The 19,686-nt window shown below is 37.9% G+C and carries 23 protein-coding genes; 5 read left to right on the forward strand and 18 right to left on the reverse strand.

What is annotated here, in order from left to right; genetic code table 11:
- Positions 1-95: 95 nt before the first annotated feature.
- The 3 genes from ACQKFG_RS20950 to ACQKFG_RS20960 form a co-directional block, all read right to left on the reverse strand.
- Positions 96-977, reverse strand: a complete 882-nt coding sequence (locus ACQKFG_RS20950) for a PaaX family transcriptional regulator (protein ID WP_427562421.1) — start codon at positions 975-977, stop codon at positions 96-98.
- A 98-nt stretch (positions 978-1,075) separates the two neighbouring features.
- A complete protein-coding gene (locus ACQKFG_RS20955; RefSeq protein WP_349729318.1) occupies positions 1,076-1,504 on the reverse strand; it encodes an acyl-CoA thioesterase in 429 nt (142 codons plus the stop codon).
- A 95-nt stretch (positions 1,505-1,599) separates the two neighbouring features.
- Entirely contained in the window at positions 1,600-2,403 is an 804-nt protein-coding gene (locus ACQKFG_RS20960) for an enoyl-CoA hydratase/isomerase family protein (RefSeq protein ID WP_427562425.1), read from the reverse strand.
- Between the two features lie 643 nt (positions 2,404-3,046).
- Here ACQKFG_RS20960 and ACQKFG_RS20965 point away from each other — a divergent pair.
- Positions 3,047-3,454, forward strand: coding sequence for an Hsp20/alpha crystallin family protein (locus tag ACQKFG_RS20965; protein WP_192204361.1), 408 nt, complete (start codon positions 3,047-3,049; stop codon positions 3,452-3,454).
- A gap of 68 nt (positions 3,455-3,522) precedes the next feature.
- On the opposite strand, the gene ACQKFG_RS20970 is transcribed toward ACQKFG_RS20965, so the two are convergent.
- The 9 genes from ACQKFG_RS20970 to ACQKFG_RS21010 form a co-directional block, all read right to left on the reverse strand.
- Positions 3,523-6,654: an AAA family ATPase gene (locus ACQKFG_RS20970; RefSeq protein WP_427562428.1), complete on the reverse strand. Its 3,132-nt coding sequence runs from the start codon at positions 6,652-6,654 to the stop codon at positions 3,523-3,525.
- Positions 6,651-7,796 (reverse strand): exonuclease SbcCD subunit D, encoded by a 1,146-nt coding sequence (locus ACQKFG_RS20975; RefSeq protein WP_192204359.1) that lies wholly within the window; start codon positions 7,794-7,796, stop codon positions 6,651-6,653. The genes ACQKFG_RS20970 and ACQKFG_RS20975 overlap by 4 nt, the downstream gene beginning before the upstream one ends.
- A gap of 162 nt (positions 7,797-7,958) precedes the next feature.
- Positions 7,959-8,387: a DUF2621 domain-containing protein gene (locus ACQKFG_RS20980; protein WP_427562433.1), complete on the reverse strand. Its 429-nt coding sequence runs from the start codon at positions 8,385-8,387 to the stop codon at positions 7,959-7,961.
- Between the two features lie 80 nt (positions 8,388-8,467).
- Entirely contained in the window at positions 8,468-8,773 is a 306-nt protein-coding gene (locus ACQKFG_RS20985) for a YkvR family protein (protein WP_260287484.1), read from the reverse strand.
- Between the two features lie 129 nt (positions 8,774-8,902).
- On the reverse strand, positions 8,903-9,130 hold the full coding sequence (locus ACQKFG_RS20990; protein WP_427562436.1) for a sulfurtransferase TusA family protein: 228 nt from the start codon (positions 9,128-9,130) through the stop codon (positions 8,903-8,905).
- 41 nt (positions 9,131-9,171) lie between these two features.
- Positions 9,172-10,227 (reverse strand): YeeE/YedE family protein, encoded by a 1,056-nt coding sequence (locus ACQKFG_RS20995; protein WP_260287486.1) that lies wholly within the window; start codon positions 10,225-10,227, stop codon positions 9,172-9,174.
- Between the two features lie 182 nt (positions 10,228-10,409).
- Positions 10,410-10,886, reverse strand: coding sequence for a CcdC family protein (locus ACQKFG_RS21000; RefSeq protein WP_192204355.1), 477 nt, complete (start codon positions 10,884-10,886; stop codon positions 10,410-10,412).
- 244 nt (positions 10,887-11,130) lie between these two features.
- Entirely contained in the window at positions 11,131-11,265 is a 135-nt protein-coding gene (locus ACQKFG_RS21005) for a hypothetical protein (protein WP_427562440.1), read from the reverse strand.
- A gap of 111 nt (positions 11,266-11,376) precedes the next feature.
- Positions 11,377-12,084: a cytochrome c biogenesis CcdA family protein gene (locus ACQKFG_RS21010; RefSeq protein WP_427562443.1), complete on the reverse strand. Its 708-nt coding sequence runs from the start codon at positions 12,082-12,084 to the stop codon at positions 11,377-11,379.
- 245 nt (positions 12,085-12,329) lie between these two features.
- Here ACQKFG_RS21010 and ACQKFG_RS21015 point away from each other — a divergent pair, with 245 nt between their 5' ends.
- The 4 genes from ACQKFG_RS21015 to ACQKFG_RS21030 all read left to right on the forward strand — a co-directional run bounded on the left by ACQKFG_RS21015 (position 12,330) and on the right by ACQKFG_RS21030 (position 14,582).
- Positions 12,330-12,503, forward strand: coding sequence for an aspartyl-phosphate phosphatase Spo0E family protein (locus tag ACQKFG_RS21015; RefSeq protein ID WP_076368851.1), 174 nt, complete (start codon positions 12,330-12,332; stop codon positions 12,501-12,503).
- A gap of 464 nt (positions 12,504-12,967) precedes the next feature.
- Positions 12,968-13,126, forward strand: a complete 159-nt coding sequence (locus tag ACQKFG_RS21020) for a DUF4183 domain-containing protein (protein ID WP_427562719.1) — start codon at positions 12,968-12,970, stop codon at positions 13,124-13,126.
- A gap of 163 nt (positions 13,127-13,289) precedes the next feature.
- Complete coding sequence (locus ACQKFG_RS21025; RefSeq protein WP_427562722.1) at positions 13,290-14,030, forward strand: polysaccharide deacetylase family protein; 741 nt, start codon at positions 13,290-13,292, stop codon at positions 14,028-14,030.
- Between the two features lie 153 nt (positions 14,031-14,183).
- Positions 14,184-14,582, forward strand: coding sequence for a DoxX family protein (locus ACQKFG_RS21030; protein WP_427562447.1), 399 nt, complete (start codon positions 14,184-14,186; stop codon positions 14,580-14,582).
- An 871-nt stretch (positions 14,583-15,453) separates the two neighbouring features.
- Here the strand turns inward: ACQKFG_RS21030 and ACQKFG_RS21035 are convergent.
- The 6 genes from ACQKFG_RS21035 to sirA form a co-directional block, all read right to left on the reverse strand.
- Positions 15,454-16,575, reverse strand: a complete 1,122-nt coding sequence (locus ACQKFG_RS21035; protein WP_349729314.1) for an NADH-dependent flavin oxidoreductase — start codon at positions 16,573-16,575, stop codon at positions 15,454-15,456.
- 91 nt (positions 16,576-16,666) lie between these two features.
- Positions 16,667-16,981, reverse strand: coding sequence for a thioredoxin (trxA, locus tag ACQKFG_RS21040; protein ID WP_098372925.1), 315 nt, complete (start codon positions 16,979-16,981; stop codon positions 16,667-16,669).
- 47 nt (positions 16,982-17,028) lie between these two features.
- On the reverse strand, positions 17,029-17,415 hold the full coding sequence (locus tag ACQKFG_RS21045; RefSeq protein WP_342615517.1) for an IDEAL domain-containing protein: 387 nt from the start codon (positions 17,413-17,415) through the stop codon (positions 17,029-17,031).
- Between the two features lie 99 nt (positions 17,416-17,514).
- On the reverse strand, positions 17,515-17,934 hold the full coding sequence (locus ACQKFG_RS21050; RefSeq protein WP_098372923.1) for an RrF2 family transcriptional regulator: 420 nt from the start codon (positions 17,932-17,934) through the stop codon (positions 17,515-17,517).
- A gap of 1,004 nt (positions 17,935-18,938) precedes the next feature.
- Positions 18,939-19,154, reverse strand: coding sequence for a YneF family protein (locus tag ACQKFG_RS21055; RefSeq protein ID WP_034312934.1), 216 nt, complete (start codon positions 19,152-19,154; stop codon positions 18,939-18,941).
- Between the two features lie 84 nt (positions 19,155-19,238).
- Positions 19,239-19,679 (reverse strand): sporulation inhibitor of replication protein SirA, encoded by a 441-nt coding sequence (gene sirA, locus ACQKFG_RS21060; RefSeq protein WP_192204348.1) that lies wholly within the window; start codon positions 19,677-19,679, stop codon positions 19,239-19,241.
- Positions 19,680-19,686 lie beyond the last annotated feature (7 nt).

A 19,686-nucleotide genomic window follows, 5' to 3' on the forward strand; every position in this document is an offset into this window, starting at 1 on the left:
GCATTCCCCTTATTATATATTTCCCATAATCAAGGCCATCCAGCCCTTCCAAACCTTTTTCTGTAACATGGATTTTTTACTGCATAACCCCCTTCTTAATCATGATAGATTTCTGAAAAAGGGTTAATGGCTTTCTCACGATTTACAAATCCTGCTTTATCGGGAGGATATTCCATGATTGATTCAAAATATTTCACTGCTTTGACCGAGGTGAGCTGATGAATATTCCAAAATAGCTCCCTAGCCTTGATTCCATGCCAGTCTTCTGGTAATAAATCTAGCGGGAAACCAGGGTCCATGAAAAGGAACTTCCTATATTCATGAACAAGACGGGTTCGTTCATAAAAACATTCTTCATTTGAAATGCTATCTTCCCATACAGCCTGCTGCATGTCCTGAAGCTTCGTTTCATATTGCTGTATGAAAGTTAAATAGTTCTTGTTTATTTCATTTAAATTCCAACAAGCACGTAAAATCTCTTCATTTGAGTGGGTGATGACTTGACTAGAACTGAAAATAATCAGGTAGTCCTTTAAATCATATGTATCCATCAAGGTCAGAACTTGTTTTTCCAAAGGATTGGGACTGACCCAAATACTATTGGACAATAGCCCGAAACCTGTCCAGCTCAATTCCTTACGCACTTGATTCCTCAGCACTCGCTTTTCCTCAGGGATGGAGTAAGTAACAACTCTCCACAAACCATCCCAATGATTATTCCGGATCGTATAAACACGTTTGACACCATCATCCATATTGCGTTTCCCTTTTTGAGTTAATGAATAATAGCTTTTATTGCCTATTTTTCGCCCAGTAATTAAATCCTGTTGGACAAGACGGAGAATAGCCCCACGCACAGAGGATTCAGAAACACCAAAATGCCCCATCATTTTAATAAGTGTCCCAACCCATACTTCCCCGCCGTAGAATTGGACGAAATCACCAAAAAGAGTATACAATAATGACCTTGGTTTCATGTTGATTCTCCTGTTCTCATAAAGCCTTTTCTTCTTAATGTAATCTAAATTGGCTCAATTTTCAAACTTGTTGGAGTTATACATCCCTTCATATCCCACTAAAGGACTTTTAATATTCTTTTTATACTTTCTGGAATTGGTACAGCCTTGAACCCATCATCCCCGATGGAAGTCCAAGCGCGAATTTCATAACCATGCCCAGTCCTATTATCACCACAATAAACCTCATGATGAAAACGAATGGTCTTTGTTTTCACCTCATTCACATGAGTGTATACTGTCACTTCATCGTCATAATACAGCGGTTTTTCAAAAGTACACTTAGCTTCGAGTAATGGAATGATGATCCTCTTCTCTTCTTCTAAATATTTAGGGCTCATATCTATGGAACGAAAAAAATTATGACCCGCTAAATCAAACCATTTATAATAATTCGGATAATAGACAATTCCTGCTCGGTCTGTATCACCCCATTGAATTTGAAATTTCGTTTCGTTCACGCGCCTTTTCAAATGAGTTTCTTCCATTATAGATACACCATCCTCCCAATAGCATTCGTAGTAAAAAAGCAATATCGGCAGGAACCGATATTGCTTTTTTTATTTTTAAAAGGACAAATCACTCATTTACCTTTCCACTGGGGTTCACGCTTTTCAAGGAAGGAAGCTAAACCTTCTTTAGCATCTTCAGAGCGGAATAAAAGATTCTGTATTTCCCCTTCATAACGAATCGCTGCGTTTAAAGGCATTTCTTTACCGTTCATTATCGATAGTTTTATATTAGTTACTGCGTAACTAGCCTTATTTGCGACTTTTTTGGCATATTCCAATGTTTTTTCACGTATTTCATCTTGTGGGAAAACCCGATCTACTAATCGTATTTCCTTAGCTTCCTGAGGTGAGATGGACTCCCCTGTGATATTCAGGTCGATTGCCTTGGAGTGACCAACTAATCTAGCCATACGTTGTGTCCCCCCAGTACCTGCAAGGACCCCAAGGTTAACTTCCGGTAAACCGATTTTCCCTGCATGATCACCCATAAAGCGAAGATCACAACCCATAGCCATTTCCAGTCCCCCGCCTACCGTGTGACCTTCGAGGCATGCAATCCAGATTTGCGGTGAACGAGCAATTTTATCAAGAGTTTCATTACAGAATAAGCAGAATTGTGTTTTAAAAACTGGATCAGCAGCTTTAAGGAAGTTAATGTCCGCTCCGACCGAGAAAAACTTAGGCATATCACTCATTAATACAGCCACTTTCATATCTGGATCAAAACGAATATCATCAATCGCAGCATTTAATTCTTTGTAAAAATCAAGTGTATAGGCATTAGTCTTATTAATATGAAGATGTACCTCCGCTACCCCAGTTTCTTTGTTTTTTTGAATTGTAAGCGTCTGCTTTGTTTCGACTGCTGTACTCATTCTTCAACACTCCTCTGAATTTTGTATTATGTTTTATTACCCTCCGTTTATATAACATAATATACTACTAAATTTTCAGAATTGCAATTATTTTTGGTAAATTATTTAAAATTTACATTTGATATGTTATTTATATCTGTTTGAACAATGATTAAGATTGATCATTTTGACAGCAGTAGAAAGGGTATGAGTTTAATAGAGGACATGATCGATCATAAAGAAAAGCTCTTTTCGTAAGGATTGTCGTTTTTAAAACGAAACTATTTAAGGTTGATTGGAGCGGAAGTGCCGGGAGCAGCGGGACAGGTGAGACCCAACAGGCGTTCACGACGAGGAGGCTCACCGCTAGCCCCGCGGAAAGCGAGCATCTGGAGGGGAAATCAACCACCCGCACTACTTGGTGAATAACAACAAAGTATACGAAAACAGCCTAAAGAAATGACCAACTCATATAGAATTGGTCATCACTTTCATTAACTTCCTGCTAATTTTTAATTCCCTTTAATACCCACACACATCGTTTCTTTGCTTGGATTACTTTTCTAAAATCCTTGGTTGCTATTACATTTTTGAACCACTTTTTCAATCACCATTCTTCATGGTCCAACATATAATACCTCAAAGGAAAACCGGGGGTATCAACATGCAAGACAATCAACATGGATCGCAAATGAATGAGGTTGAAAAGTTTGACGAATGGGTAAAAAGTTTTTTTCTGGATCCGGAAACTTGTGCGTTGGATCATCAACTTTTTTCAATTGATATATACGAAAGTGACGATGAGTATATGGTGGAGGCGGTTTTGGAAAATCATGATGTGAAAGATATAAAAGTTTGCCTATGTGATAATGAGCTATCGATCATCGTTGACGATACTGATAAGCCAATTCTTGAAAAAAAAGAAGATACACTGCCCACACAGAGAAAGATCCCTTTCCCCTTTTCGATTTGCTCTCGAAGAATTACCGCTGAATTCTCGAATCCGATCTTGGTGATTCGCATCCATAAGTTTTCCCCCGGAAAAACGGCTGAAGATATTAACATTGAGTAGTTCATTCATAAAAAATTAAAAGAATGGCCTAGGGAACCACTTCTCCCTTAGCCATTCTTTTTTTTTGATTATCCAGCAAAGTAAAAGGACGTTCGACTTCCATTTTGCGTGGATATGACTTGCAGCTGTGCATCGATTCTTTCTTTCAATTCTGGCACATGGGAAATTATCCCTACCAGTCTACCGGTGCTTTGTATATCCATTAATGCTTCAATCGCATGATCAAGAGATTCAGGGTCGAGCGTACCGAAACCTTCATCGATAAACATCGTTTCAAGTGAAATACCGCCTGCATTCTGCTGGACAACATCCGCAAGACCCAAAGCAAGTGCAAGGGATGCCTTGAAGCTCTCGCCTCCCGAAAGGGTTTTGACATGTCTCTCATGTCCTGTATATTGGTCATACACAGATAACTCCAGACCGCTTTGGATGTTCCTGCGTGTAGGATCAAGCTTTCGCAACAGCTGATATCTGCCGCTTGTCATTTTCAGCAGCCTTGAATTGGCTTCTTTTAAGATATCATCTAAAAAGGCTGCCAGTACATATCGTTCAAAAGTTATTTTGAAGGAGTTTTGACCTTTGGAAATCTCGGACAGATGACCGACGATACTGTACCTTTCATCTAAACTTTTCTGATCTTCCCTGATTTGCGACAATTTCTTTTTGATTTCTTCGTTAGTCCGAATTTCAGCCTGCATTTCATTCTGTTTTTGGCGCAACGACTCCAATTCTCCATCTATGAATTCGAAAGTCTTTTTCAATCCTTCAAGATCTGGTTTGGCCACATCTTTTAATTTCATTTCCAAATCATGAAACAGACTTAAAACACTTTGCCAATTTTGATTATACTGCTGTACTTGCTCCTCCAAATTTCCAAGAGCCGCTTCCGATTTTTTTGCTGCCGTATATTCTTTATAATTGGAAAAGCCTTGATTGGTCATATCCGTAATTAACTTTTCCCGCTCCTCTTTCAATTCTGTATTTAAGGCCTCTATATTTCCACTTAGGGATTCTTTTTTTGCAATGATGGCCGATTCTCTTTCCTTCACCAGTTGGAGGTTTTTTTGTGCATCTTCCAAGGCCGATTGTAAGCGTTTCTGTGTATTTACAGCCATTTGATATGCTTCATTATATCCTTCCTCAGTCCGTATTCCGTCTGGCAGGGAATCGGTTAATCCTGTTAGTTTTGTGGAGTTTTCAATATACCTCGTTTTCCCTTGGTCCTCTTTTCTCTCTAAAGAGATCATATTATCCTTAAGCTGGGATGCTTTCTCTTTTAAATCCTGCAACCTTTTTTCCAGATCATTGAATAGAGACTTTTTCCGCATCAATTCTTTTAGCTGCTCTTGCAGCACTTTTCCTTTTTGTCCAAACTGCAGCAAATGAGCATCAATATTTTCACACCTAAACTCTGGCATATCATTTTGTAAGTCACTAAGCTTCTCTTGTGAAGACTCCACCAGTGCATCATATTTGTATTTCGCTTGATAATATTCACTTTCCGCTTTGCTTTTTTGTTGCTCTGCAGTTTTCAGTTTGTTTTCTTGCTCTTTCAGTTCCAAATCCGTCGGCATATGCTCATGCAATTTCGCTGGTTTTGGATGACTTAGCGAACCGCACACAGGACAATTTTCTCCAGAGTGCAGCACGGAAGCCAGCATACCCGCTTGACCAGATCTCCAGTTTCGGTTCAGGGTTTCCAGTTTTTCCTTCTCCTGAATTTGTATTCTTTGTAACTCTTGGAACCGATTATCCTTATCATCCAGAACTCGTTTCGTATTCTGGATTTCATTAAGAACTGCTTGAAGCTTTTTAATCTTCGATAACGATTGATTATTTCTTTCTGCTTCAATTTCCTGGTCACGATAAATAACAGCCGCTTTTTCCGCTTCTGTTTTTTCTTGAGCGACTTTCTCTGCTTCCGCTTCAACGGCCAGATGCTCCGAAACAGTTTTTTCACGTAGTCGTTTACTAATTTGCCACTCTTTTTCATCTAAAGTAACCTGTGCTTTTAAGCTTGCAAAAGTCATGACAGCCTCTTTTACCTGCTCAAGCTGATGAACAGTCCGTACTGCCTGCTCTCTTTGATCATCCCTCAACTTTTCCTTATCATAGGAATTCTGCTTATCAATGCGCTCAATCCGTAACTTCTCGGACTGCTCATTTAATTTTTGAAGTTCGGCATTCGCCTCTTGTACTTGTTTGCCAATTCGCAAATAGTATTGTTCCTGCTTTTCAAGCGAAGCCGCTTTGTGTGCCATTTTTATTTGGACTTTCACAGATTCCATTTCTGGCAGCTTTGCTTCAAGGGCTTCTTTTTCATTTCGCAGTTTTTCTTTTTCCGAAAATCGGTTTAATAAATCGACAGCTTTTGAAAGTTCTTGATTAACTTGATCACGAGCTTTCTGCTTTTCCTGAATTTGTTTATTTATATTCTCACTTTTTTCTGCCGCTTGCAAAATGACTTCCTGTAACAGCGGTAAGACCTGTTGTTCATTAGGCTCTTCCCCTTGTATTTGTGCCTGTAATTCCACATTATAGCCAGGCTGGATGCCTTTCATTAATTCAATTCGCCGCTGTGCACTTTTTTCACTTTCCTTTTTTAGGATGGAAGCCTCTTCTTTTAATTTTTCTTCTATTCGTTTATAAAGTTCAGTATGAAATAATTTCTGGAGAATCTGTTCTTTATCCTTGCTGTCGGATGTTAACAGTTTTCGAAATTCATTCTGAGGAATCATCAGGATTTGCCGGAATTGATTAGCGTCAAGTCCAATGAGTACTTTGATTTTTTCTTCAACTTCCCGTACATTTGCTCCCAGCAATTTTTTTCCTTCTGCCAATATCTCATATAATTCAGCCTTTGCTCCAACCGTTGTTGTTCCTTCACCTGATTTTTTCTTGCGTTCCTGCTGCGGGGACCGGGTAACCAAATACGTTTTTCCACGCAGGGTAAATTGTAACGAGACTTCCGTCAATATATCATCTTCGGCAAACTGACTTCGTAAATCTTGCCCGCTTCGATCTTCACCACTGGCTTTTCCATATATCGCAAAACTAATACCATCAAATATCGTTGTTTTCCCTGCGCCTGTCTTTCCAGAAATGACAAACATCGTTCGTTCTCCAAGGGAATTAAAGTCAATAGTTTCCCTTCCTGCATATGGCCCAAATGCCTGCATCGTTAAAATATCGGGTCTCATTTCAAAGCCTCCTCTTTCTTAACTGCCTCAATTACCGAAACCATCAAATCCTGCTTTTGAGAATCAAAATCCCGATCGGTCATTTCTTGGTAAAACGTTTCAAACAGGTCCAATTCTGATTTCCGTTCATCTTTTACAGAGGAGAAAGATTTTTTTCTTCTAAGATCGGTCAAATCCCATTTACGCTCTAAATGTAGTACGTTCGGATAAATCTGGCGCAAGCGGTTAATAGGATCGATGAGTGCCCCCTCATCATTTAGTGTTATTTTCAAATAGTCATCCCTTTTTTGCGATTGATAGAAAACGGGATCGAGTAACTCTTCCATAACTCCGGATATTTCCCTCATATCGAACTTGGGTGCCAAAGATCGATAGCGTATATCAAAGCTTCCATCTTCTTGCATATCGACGATGGAAAGCGACTTATTTTGCTTGGCCTCGGAAAAAGAATATTTTAATAGTGATCCAGAGTAAAACACCTTAGGATGACGGATTGCGTCTGGGCTATGTAGATGCCCAAGTGCCGTATAATCGAATGCATCGAATAAGTCGGATGAAACACAGCCGGAGCCACCTACAGACAAGACCCTTTCCGAATCGCTCGTTTTTCCGCCTAATACAAAAGCATGTCCTACGAAGACATTCGGCTCATCTTTATTGAAATTCTCGGCAATCGTTCCGGTTATCCGCTTCATCGCTTCTTGATGGGAATGGATGCTATCATCTTCAAAAAGATGGCGAACCGTCCCAGGTTCTGCATATGGAACACAATAAAAGTTCACGCCCTTGATGCGAACCGGCTCACATTTTTTTGTCAATTTCCCATGAATGTATAACTGGCTATGACGATACCATGATGAACCGAATGAGAGCCTTTCCGCAGAATCATGGTTTCCCGATATCGCAACGATCGGTGTATTCATTTTCACATTAATCGTATAAAGGATTTCATCAAGAAGCTCCACCGCTTCAGTCGGCGGAACGGAACGATCATATAGATCACCGGCAATCACAACGGCATCCGGTTTTTCCTCTTCGACAATTTCTATGAATTGCAAGAGTGCATGCCTTTGATCATCAGTCATATGTACACCGTGAACGATTTTTCCTAAATGCCAATCTGCCGTATGGATAAATTTCATAGTTTCACTCCGTCCTAATTTTTACTTACTATTATTATATCAAAAATTTTACGAATAGCATGGTTTGGGTACAGACGTTCTAATTTTTACCACACTGCACCTTTCTTTTGAAAGATTCAGAATAAAAAAAGCAAACTCCAAAAGAGTCTGCTTTTTTCATCATTAGCTGAATAAGTGTTCATATGGAACCATATTCACCTTTCTTTCAGCCAATTTTTTTTGTAAAAATTTATGGTCACGTTTTGGTGTGGCAATGATATAGCCGCGTATCACCAAATCTTCCGTAATATCGCCCGCTTTTTCCTCTAACGCCAACTCTCCGATTTTCCCCGCGATTTTATGACGTGCAACATCACGAAAAAGTTCTGGCACAGGACTCACTAAATCTTCCAGCAATTCCTTTTGCTGCTTTGACCATAAGTGCTTTGTTTGTTCCAAATAATATTCTTCCCAATCCATATCGGATTTTCCATCTTCTTTGGGAAATCTTTTCAGGAACTTCCGAAACATGAAAAAGCCACCTATGCTCATCAATATAATTAATAGGGCTACCCAAAATAGAATAAACCATAAAAACCATCCACTAAGCAAAGTACCACCTCATATGTATAGAATGATCGTCACTATTATTATAGACAGTAACCCATATCTTTACAAGACTGGCAATGCAATCATTCCTGACCGTTCACTTCCAGCAAGACAAGTGAAAATTCCCCCACCGCATTTTCTTCATATAGATTCGTGACCGTAGTTGCATAGTTAAAGATTTCTGCTCGAAACTCCTCGTTTGACTGTGGAATCTTTAAATCAAATACCATTTGATAAAGCAGTGTTGTAATATCATGATATTCACTATGTGTAACCTTGAAATTGAAACTGACTTTTCTGATTTCCTTTCCTTCAGAATCCTTTACAGTTTCAGAAAGAAAGTCAGTGACATGCAGTGGAACATCGTTTAAAATGACCTTGTCTACCATTATCAACATCTCCTTAATAAATTGGTTAAAGACATGTTATCACTTGAACCTTTCTGCTTCCAATTATTTAACCTCGAAAAAATAAAAAAACGTGCACAGGAAACCCGAACACGTTTTCTTCAAACCAGTTTATTTCCCCTTTTTCACGATTATACGCCATTTAGCGTCATCGATTTGCTCAAACTCCGTGATTTCATGACCTTCGGCAGCAGCCCAACGCGGAATGCTCTCCGTTGCTTGTGTGCAATCGAAATTAATGATTAATTCCTCTCCTATTGCCATGTCCACTATCGCTTCTTTTGCTTCCACTAAAGGGAATGGACATACCATTCCATTCGTTTCCAATACTTTTGCCATTTATATTCCACTCCTCAACTTAAATTTTTTTGATTCGTACCTTATGCCGCTTTGGATGCAGCAGCTGTCTGCTTTTGCTTTCGGATAATCGTGAAATAAGTTGCTACCCATGTACCCAGCAGGAAAAAGACAATCGCGATCCACCCCTGCCAAGCAAATAGCGCCGAGTTCACCAGACCATTACCGATTGTGCATCCCCCGGCAACACTTGCACCGAACCCCATGATCACACCGCCAATTGCATTGTTACGTAACGTTTTCATATCAGGCAAACGCCAACGGAATTCCCCGCTTCCTTTGGCAGCAATGAAAGCACCAAGGAAAATACCCAATACTAAAAACGTACCCCAATCGATTAACGCATCGTCTCCTGTTATAAGGAATGTTAGAATGTTCGCGGAAGGCGCTGTAATTCCTAGTCCGAACATCCTGCCTGTCATTGCACTTAGCGGCCATGCCATGATTGCAATAAGACCGACCAATAATGCCGTAACAAAGGGATGCCACCGTTTCTCGAATAAGATGTGGGCCAATCCCGTTTTTTTCGGTTTCATTTTAAAGATTGGAAGTTTCGGCTTTCTCATTTCACGAATCACCAATAGGCCAACCAAAAGTGTCACAATAATAACAAGCACCCATGGCGAAACATTTAATGTTTCATGAATATACGTATCACTTGTACGATAAGATAACAGATTATCTCCAGCCACTTTCCATACACCATATTTCGTCATTGCTGCCCCTAGCATGTATCCAAAAAGAGCAACCCAACTTCCGATCATACCCTCTCCGGCACGATACCATGTTCCAGTGGCGCAACCTCCTGCCAGAACCATACCAATGCCAAAAATAAAGCCACCCACGATTGTTCCCAACCATGGAAAACCATCATTTCCAAACTGAATGACCCCTGTATCATTCAATGCATAAACACCAATACTTTGTATTGCTATTACAATAAATGTAGCTAAGAACATCCGTCCATCTTTAGCTAAAATCAAATCACGATATGCACCAACAACACAGAAACGGCCTCTTTGAAGCACAAATCCCAGCAGTAAACCACAAATAATCCCGAAGATAATCATTTGTAACATGAACCGTTTCCTCCTTAAGTAAAATATTATAATACTAATATAATATAATTCGGATAAAATTACTAGGTTTTCAGGTGATTTTTTTTACCTTCATAAAAAGTTTCCAGGCAAATGAAAAACCTGAGTCATTATCGACTCAGGTTTTTTGAATGTTCCTTTGATTGAATCCTACAGTACATGTATTACACCATGCTACTTCTGCCGAAACTGGCTGCTTTAACCTTCTTGTATTGGTAAAGCATGGCAATTCTCCACGGAACGATCATCGCAAAAGCAAGTAAGAAAAACATTCCACTCAATACACCGATTTCAATCGTGCTTCCCAACATCAGTTTTGCCACCAGTCGAACCACCATGAGACCAATCAATATGAATATGAAAGCTTTAGATCGCAGAATATAAATTTTTTCATCTCTAACTTCAAATTTAGATGTTTTTATCAATAAGATGGAAAATAACATCCCTGCAACAAGAGCCTCCAACAATTCGTATCGAGTCACCCGGAACATCGGGAAAATAAACATCAACGCACCCGTACTCATAAAAAGCGGCGGTAAAATGATTTTCTTTTCATTAACTGGTTTTTTCGTTTCCTTCATCCGTAACATGAAAACACCTATAGCCATCACAATCGCTATACCTGTTGATATATATATCATCTCTTAACCATCCCTTTAAACTAAAAATAGGTAAGTGCCATTTAAAATTATATATGACTTCAATTTATAAACAAAGTATATATTACCTATTTGAGATAAACAAGGAGAGTGTTATTAATCAAGTACCGTTTTAATGTCATCCAATACTATGGCAGAGCACATTAGCCTGAAATTCCTTCTTAATTTCTTTAACGGCACCCAAGCCCCGCTCAAGATTGGCATGGGAATATTCATCATTATAAGGTCAGGATTGGATATAATTCAATGGCTTCTCGTCCATTCCCGCCTCACTGACCACTGCATGTCCTGCTTTAGGTAAAATGTTTGAAAGTATCATTCTCATAAACTTTGCATCTTCAACGAATAATATTCGGGCCATAGCCGTTCTTCCTGATTGTTTAGACAGAAAAAAAATTAAAAAATCACGTCATAAAACCTAATTAAAGACAATCCATTTTTGAATTTTATTGAAAAAATAACTTATTATGGACTAAAATCCGGTAAAGCCACCGAATAGTCTAGACAGGACTGCGATTATTTTGGTCATCCAATCAAAAAACAAAACCACACCCATTACAATCATTAAATATCCGCCAATCTTCATGATGTATTGGCTGTACTTTTTGATCCATGTCAATTTTCCGACAAAGAAGGATAATATGAAAAACGGGATGGCAAATCCTAAAATATAGGCAGTCATATAGCTCATGGCCGCACTAGGATTAGTTGCACCCAGTGAAATGACAGCACCTAATAGCGGACCTGCACAAGGGGTCCATCCAGCCGCAAAGGCAAGTCCGATAAGAATGGAACCTATATACCCGCTAGGTCGGTTCTTAAATTCAAAACGACTGTCTTTCATAAAAGATTTCGGTTGAAAGATTCCTACAATGAATAAACCAAAAATGATAATCAGGATGGCCCCAATCTGACGAATTAATTCTTTATAATTCGAGAAAAAGGAACCTAGGTATGATGTGCTAAACCCTATTGCAATAAAAACCAGGGAGAACCCCAGGAGGAAGAATAAAGTATGCAGCATGCTTCTTCTTTGGAGCATGGCGTTCTCGGATTTGATTTCACCAACACTCATACCAGTGATATAAGATAAAAAGGCCGGATATAGCGGTAAGCAGCATGGCGAAATAAAACTCAGAAATCCCGCCCCGAAAGCTAAAAAAATATTAATATCATCCAAATAAGCTCACTCCTATGTATGGCAACCTATAAACATTGTAACAAATAAGATAAAAAAATACATTTATGGAACTGTGAATATTTAATGACAACCAAATCCTTATAACTGGATGGGGCTCGGGATAAGTTAACTTATTTGAATTCATTAATCCAAGCCGATATAATTGTTATATTCATACATATTTTACAACGAACACATAAATTAAGGGTACCTTGAAAAAATGTTGGGGCCAGAAAGGAAAGATAATGGCTAAAAAGAATGAATTTCTCGAACAAATTGAATTAAAGAGAAATGAACTTATCAAGATTGTCGCTAAAGATGGTTTAAACTCGCATGTTGCCGTTGAATATAGCCAGCAACTTGATCAATTATTAAATAAATATAATGAACTTTTTTATAAAACAGGTACAGGTTTTTAACTCAGTTCATCTCCAGTGATAACCACATATATTATTATATGAATTATTTTGCTGTCAATCTCCCCTTTTTTACATTCATTCTCAATTTGAATACTTAGGCATGACCATTGCTATATAAAAAACAGGCAAGCGCTATGTGTGCTGCCTGTTTTCCTGTTTTATCATTTAAAATTATGCATATGAATCATGTTCAATATCAACATCGGATGCCGGTGCATAGTTTGTCACAACAAGAACAATAGGAGATCCAGCTAAGAAAAGAAGAAGCGTCCGGTACAGTAATCACAAGACTCCCTACCCCAAAGGCACCTGGTGTGTATGTGGATATAACCTCCATTTGGCTGCATACCATAAACACCTCATATGAGCTATTTTCATTAATTAATACAGGTTCGCACGTGGATTGCAAAAAGAATCGCGGCAAATGACTGCCAACGAATTTATGAAGAGTTGGAATTACTGACATAGATAATCAGGTAACACTGGATCCCAAGGTATCCTATATGAAATTTATTTTAAATGGCGTTTTACAGCCTAATGTAAATTACACTGTTGAAAAGGGAGAGCTTAAATTAAATACCACCAAAAAAGGCACAATCAAATTGCAAATGTTCATTATTTAAATATCTTTAAGTAATAAGCAGTTTTAAACCTTTTCAAATTCCGCCTATAGTCAACAATTAAACAGTCTGTTATTCTTGGTCGACCTTTAATAAATATTAACGAACTCCATATACTATGTCCTATATACTTGTTCAGGAGGGCATTCGCTTGAAGAATTTAATTATGACTTTAGCAGTTTTCATCCTTTTTTTATCATTTGACACTCCAATTATTCATGCCTTTACTTCAAGTCGAGAGGTATATGAAAAAACTGGTTATGTTGTTTGGGAGGGCAATACAAAAGAAAAAATCGTAGCCATAACTTTCGACGACGGACCACATCCTTCGTATACACCTCAAATCCTCGATATATTGGCTAAATATAACGCCAAAGCTACCTTTTTTGTCTCTGGTAATAAAGTGAAAAGAAACCCTGGCATTTTAATAAGAGAAATAAAGGAAGGTCATGAAATTGCTAATCACACCTATCATCATTATTATGATAAAAATATGACCGCTGAGTTATTATCTGCTGAATTAGATAAAACAGATAAAGTGATTTGGGATATTGCCAAATACAAACCTACGCTATATCGTCCTGTAGGTGGACTTTATAACGATATAATCATCAATACAGCTGTAAAAAAAGGATATAAGGTTGTACTGTGGTCCTGGCATCAAGATCCCCAAGACTGGAAAAGACCTGCTCCAAATAAAATTTCCACTCATATCATTAAGTCGTTACGAGCTGGCGATATCATTCTCCTGCACGATTGGAGCGACCGTCCCCAAACGGTAAAGGCGTTAGAATCGACATTGGATTATTTATATAAAAACGGCTATGAATGCGTTACGGTGTCTGATTTATTGTTTCGTTCCAATGTGAGCTCACCCGATTTTTTCAGAACCTTCCCTGTTGAATGAGCCTTAAAACTTAAATTTATGTTTGACAAATCGCTCAAAAAGTATTATCTTTGATTAAAGATAAATTAATTCGAGATAATACCTTTATTTTTTTAATATAAATCTCGAATTAAAGATATCTAAATTAAAAATAAATTCCAGGAGGAATCATAAATGATTGGTATAGGTTTATTAGTTATACGTGTGGTAATCGGATTATCGTTTGTTGGACATGGAGCTCAAAAATTATTTGGATGGTTTGGCGGACATGGCTTGAAAGGCACTGGAGGCTGGTTTGATTCGATTGGCATGAAGCCAGGAATTACCATGGCCCTATTTGCAGGTCTATCAGAGCTTATTGGCGGAGCCTTATTTGCTTTAGGTCTCCTTACACCCTTTGCAGGTATATTAATTGCACTTACAATGCTCGTTGCAATCGTTAAAGTCCATGGAGCAAATGGCTACTGGGCAACTCAAAATGGTTATGAATATAATCTTGCCGTTCTTGCAGTGGCGATTGGCGTTGCGTTAACCGGAGCTGGCCCATACTCACTTGACTCCTTCCTGTTTTAAGGAAGGCTTCGGTTTTATACTCTTTACATTATGAAAAACACGGTGTTGGATAAAACCACTCCGTGTTTTTTCTTTTTCTTTAGAACATCCAGGACATATTTTCTCCAGATCCTAATCTTTGGTACGTACGAATGTATAAGGGTCAGACTTCCAACAAGTGATTTTCGTCTCTTACAGTTTTTTTGTCCTCTATATATTATTGAAATTTATCCGAATTGGAAAAATGAAGATCTACCGAATATTTTACAACATTCCTGACATAGTGGAACCCCTCTTGAAAATGGGCCTGATGGCTATACCAGATCCTTCATTAAACTGAAAAGGCTATCGCAATCGATTATAAACCTAAAAATGGAAGGATAAACTTTTCATTGTATTAAGTTATTAAAATTAATCATTTAGATTAGTATATTTTTTTATTAGATTCCATGTAGTGTTTTCTGGATGGCAGTATACATTATTTTTTTAAAATACTTATACTTTGGTTCCCAATTTGTATTCAATCTGCCCTCTATTAAAGCTTTGTTTCAGGAAGGGTGGTGTCCTCCTTCCTTTTCCTAGCGTGTTCCGTAAAGAAAGCCCCTTTCCCCGCCAAAATTACTGAATGTATGTGCCGTTGAGACCTAATGGCTGTTCAATGAAAATCCGTAAGTCTTTCCCCTATTTGATTTTCCGAAAAAACTTGGCTTTTAAAGGATTGAATTTGAAAAACTTCTATAAATGATCCTCCATAAACATAAAAACCCCGGACTAAGGAACACTTTTATATGTGTGTCCGTTGCCAGGGTTTATTTTTCCAAGTATATTCATTCCAAAATGGTTTTGGAAATCCATTATGCATTTTTCATTTCAGTAATATATGAGCGTCTATTTATTCAATCCCTGGAAACCATCCTGGAGAGTGGATGATCGCTTGCCATAATGGGTCTGGAATATCAAGTTGCTGCTGATTATCCTTGTTTATTTTTGTCACGATCTCTGCTTCCCTGCCTTGTTCCACTTTTTGTACCCATTCAGGATCGATAATAATTTCACGGCCTAATGCGATTAACGGAACCCCCGATTGCAGTGCTTTGATCGCATCATCCGCTGTATAGATGGAACCAACACCAATGATCGGTACTTGATCTCCTATACGTTCTTTTATAATTTCTATCCGAGGTCTGTCAACCTCGGCTCCCCGTCTTGCTTTCGACCAGAAATCCATTAATGAAACATGAAGATAATCAAGATCTTTTGTTACAAGTCCATCAATTAATGCAAGAGTATCATCCATGGTGATTCCTGGTGTTTCCGGCTCCTCCGGTGAAAAACGATATCCTACGATGAACGGATCCTTGGCATGTTCAGCAACAGCCTTTATCACTTCATCCACTACCGCTAATGGAAAAGTCAGACGTTTATCAAGGGAACCACCCCACTTGTCTTCACGACGGTTTGAATGAGGCGAAAAAAATTGCTGTAGCAAGTAACCATTTGCACCGTGAATCTCGACACCATCAAATCCCGCTTTTATGGCACGTCGGGTAGTTTCACCAAAATCGAGAATGATCGATTCTATTTCCTTTGCAGATAGTGGACGCGGAACTGCTTTCCCTTCGCCTTCCGATGGGATATTGCTTGCACTGACAACATCGCCATTTACTAATTCCGGTGGCACCTCGCGTCCGCCATGAAAAATCTGAAGAATTGCCTTTGCACCTTTCGCTTTAATCGCTGATGCCAAACGACTTAGACTAGGTATCAATTCATCCTGATCTCCGCCAAATTCCCCATGAAAGCCTTTGCCATTAGCAGTTACGTAAGTACATGCCGTTATAACCATGCCGACCCCGCTTGACCTACGTTCATAATAGTTTACTTCGGCGTCGGTTACAGTCCCGTCAGGATTAGAAGAGAAATTTGTCATAGGCGCCATCACCAATCGATTTTTCACTTCTATTTTCTTTCCTAAATTGTACGATTCAAATAATGGTGTATATTTAGAATTCATTTAGTCATCCTCCATTTAGTTACCCACCATATTGGCTGGTATAAGTCCTTAATTCACAATACACATCCGCATATTATGATAATTATTAGGATCATGCATGTTTTGTGATTAATGCCGAAATGGCTTCTTTTGGCTGGAAGCCAATAGCTTGATCTACCTTTTCTCCATCTTTGAATAGAATTAGAGCTGGAATTCCCATCACTCCATATTCGCTTGTCGTATCTGAATTTTCATCCACATTAAGTTTTACGATCTTAACCCGATCACCCATTTCCACATCAATTTCATTAAGCACTGGGGCAATCATTTTACACGGACCGCACCACGGTGCCCAAAAATCAACCAATACTAAACCTTCCTTGATTTCACTAGCAAAATTATCATCTGTTACATGTTCTATTGTCATGATCATTTCCTCCTTGTATTATCCGAAATATTTATAGTCTTTATTCTTCATCTATTTAAATCAAGTTTAGCGATTCTATTTCCCGAGATAAGAAACTCTGAATTCCTAGCATTTATTTTAGGATGGATTTTGATGGATTCCAATTTACCGGATAACTCCATAAACCATGTTTCATCTTTAGAAAGTAACGCTAAATCAATTAAGGCCAAAAGATGATTTTCGTTACTGACTTCTAAATCCGGCAGTTTTTCAGTCCATTTACTCGGAATCCAAATCGATTTCCCAATCGCCTTTTCATTGTCACTTTCCACCACATTCACTTTAACGATTTCTCGATTATCACTTACCGTTTCAATGAAACCATGGATAAGTTCCCCATCTCTTGATTTTCCCTGTACCCAATCCCCATTTTTGAGTTGATTGTTTTCAACCATTTCCTTAACACCCCTTTTAGTTCAGTTGATATTTAAACTATAGTTATTAACTGTAATAATAAAATATACATTTAGTGCAAAGAAAAAATTAAATCAATATCACGGACATTGTTTAATTTTTTCCAAAAAAGTGCTGAGAGTTATATCTTCTAAATATTTTTCAAAATATAATTCAGCTTCATCGAATATTTGATTCATGACTATCTGGGTATTGGAAGATATGACACATTTTTTCTCCGGATCCCCTGTACACCACTTTGGTTTCAAGGTCCCATGTGAAACAGTTATATAAATATCCGCCAAACTTACCTCTTCAGGGTTACAGTCTAGAATATAGCCTCCGCCAACACCTTCTTTAGTTTTTACAAAACCTTTTTTTCTTAAGCAGCTCATCATCTTTCGAATCCTTGCCGGGTTTGTACAAACGTTTTCTGCGATGGACTCGCTGCTAGCCATATGATCTGGTAGATAAGCTAAATAGACCAAACTATGCACAGCTATTGTAAAATCACTATTCACTTTCGCATCCTCCTCAAGAAGATTACTGTAATAATAATATTTACAGTTGATAAAGTCAAGCCAAAAAACTCAACAGCTTCCACAACTATTTTGTTTATTGAAATCCACTCTAAAAAAGGATAGAGGAGATTTTTAGCGAGATATCTCATTGTTGAGAAAGATTTAATGCATATGCCGATATTAGATTAACCTGGATTGCTCACTTTTATCCCGAGGATATAACCATATAATCACCCATTAACCCAAAAGAAATTAAATGCCCCTATACCAAGCCCTGATATTATCGTAAATGTTACAACTTCAGCCATTTGCGGTTGGGATTTGAGTATGATTCCACAAAGGATTCCAAATAAACCAATGGAGGCTGTCGAGGAAGTTGGTCCTGGTGTAAATATTCCTATATAAAAAAATAAGCACTCGACCAATTCAGGTTAATTGCATTTCTTTTTATAAGGTTCATTCAACTCAAAAACACCCGATTACTTGGATGCTAACCATTAACCTATATATTAACTGACTCTCTATTGGCTAAGTGCCTAAATAAAAAGATTAATAGCATTTGAATTTGGATTCCTATTTGTTCTCTTTAAATTCACTTTTGTGTTCAAATGTATGTTCACATAAAGGAAACCATACCTTTACAAGTATCCTCTAAGCATTTTTTGACAAAATCATTTATCATATTAACATCCTCCTTGATACTGTATATACATCTTTAGATGGAAGGTGTGGGCAAGTATTGTTTTTAGTTTGCGTTTTTACCTTCAAAATAAAAAAGCGCTCACATAGAACGAGGAGGACTTTCCTTTCAATTCCAAAACAAAAACCACCTTTACTGAATCATTCAGAAAAAGTGGCTTAAGAAACATAAATGAAAGATAAAACAAAATCTTAAATAAAATCGGTGGAAAAATTCAGTCTAAATGGATCAACTATTTCGATATTATATAAAATTATGAATACAATCTTCCAAGAACATTGATATATCAAGGTTTCATGCTATCTTATTTTGTTTGTTGTTTATTCATGGCGCTCATCATTTGATTAATTTTCTTTTGGGATGGTTTCATACCCATTTGCATCATCATCATTTTCAACATCTGTTCGTTAATTGGCGGATTTTTCTTTAAGTAATCCATCATGTATTTACGAGCGATGAAAAATCCCAGCACTACTCCAGCAATCAATGCCAGTACGCCAACTAGAATGTAAACCCACATACTATTTCCTCCTTCATGTTGTCTAACATCAGTGTACTAGACCAAAGGTTATTATACAATACCCGCTACCGAAAAGTCCCCCATTTAGACAAATTTTCTTTCTTTTATCGGTTTTAACCAACCGTATTTTTCATGTTCAAAATCAATTGCCAGAAAACTCGCTTCATATTTTCGAATACTTTCAAAGAAAGCGGTCTCCGCTTCATAATCTCCTTCAGCTTTAAGAGTAATGGACTCATTTTGAATGATTAGAACGGCTTTACTTGTTCCATTTGTTTTTTCTAAATAGTATTTTCCATTTTGAGTCCAATAATTCATCTTTTTTTGCAAACGTTGTTCAATAGCTACCTGCAATTGGTATATCGGGACTGTTTTGGTGACATATTCGATTTGTTTTTGCAAAATACTCTTCAGTCTGCCCCTTGCTTGAATATACTCCAAAAACAAATTGAAAAATAGCTTTTCTCTTCCATAATAATGATGGGCAAATTCATCTTCGATTAAATAAATTTGATAGGTTCTCATCAGCCAA

Origin of the sequence: Peribacillus sp. NPDC076916, from assembly GCF_050269675.1 — a bacterium.
GTDB lineage: Bacteria > Bacillota > Bacilli > Bacillales > DSM-1321 > Peribacillus > Peribacillus aracenensis.